Origin of the sequence: Microbacterium paludicola, from assembly GCF_039529675.1 — a bacterium.
Taxonomy (GTDB): Bacteria; Actinomycetota; Actinomycetes; order Actinomycetales; family Microbacteriaceae; genus Microbacterium; species Microbacterium paludicola.
On sequence record NZ_BAAANG010000048.1, the window covers coordinates 1 to 767 of the forward strand.

The 767-nt window shown below is 53.6% G+C and carries 1 rRNA gene; it reads left to right on the top strand.

What is annotated here, in order from left to right:
• A 23S ribosomal RNA gene (locus ABD161_RS15550) occupies window positions 1–767 on the top strand; the annotation flags it as partial.

Here is a 767-nt window from a genome sequence, read left to right on the forward strand (position 1 = left end):
TAAATACTCCCAGATGACCGATAGCGGACAAGTACCGTGAGGGAAAGGTGAAAAGTACCCCGGGAGGGGAGTGAAATAGTACCTGAAACCGTCTGCTTACAAACCGTTGGAGCCTCCTTAGTAGGGGTGACAGCGTGCCTTTTGAAGAATGAGCCTGCGAGTTAGTGATACGTGGCGAGGTTAACCCGTGTGGGGTAGCCGTAGCGAAAGCGAGTCTGAATAGGGCGACCATAGTCGCGTGTCCTAGACCCGAAGCGAAGTGATCTATCCATGGCCAGGCTGAAGCGACGGTAAGACGTCGTGGAGGGCCGAACCCACTTAGGTTGAAAACTGAGGGGATGAGCTGTGGATAGGGGTGAAAGGCCAATCAAACTTCGTGATAGCTGGTTCTCTCCGAAATGCATTTAGGTGCAGCGTTGCGTGTTTCTTGCCGGAGGTAGAGCTACTGGATGGCCGATGGGCCCTACAAGGTTACTGACGTCAGCCAAACTCCGAATGCCGGTAAGTGAGAGCGCAGCAGTGAGACTGTGGGGGATAAGCTTCATAGTCGAGAGGGAAACAACCCAGACCACCAACTAAGGTCCCAAAGCGCGTGCTAAGTGGGAAAGGATGTGGAGTTGCCTTGACAACCAGGAGGTTGGCTTAGAAGCAGCCACCCTTGAAAGAGTGCGTAATAGCTCACTGGTCAAGTGATTCCGCGCCGACAATGTAACGGGGCTCAAGCACGCCACCGAAGTTGTGGCATTGAAACTATTGGCAGGCCTTCG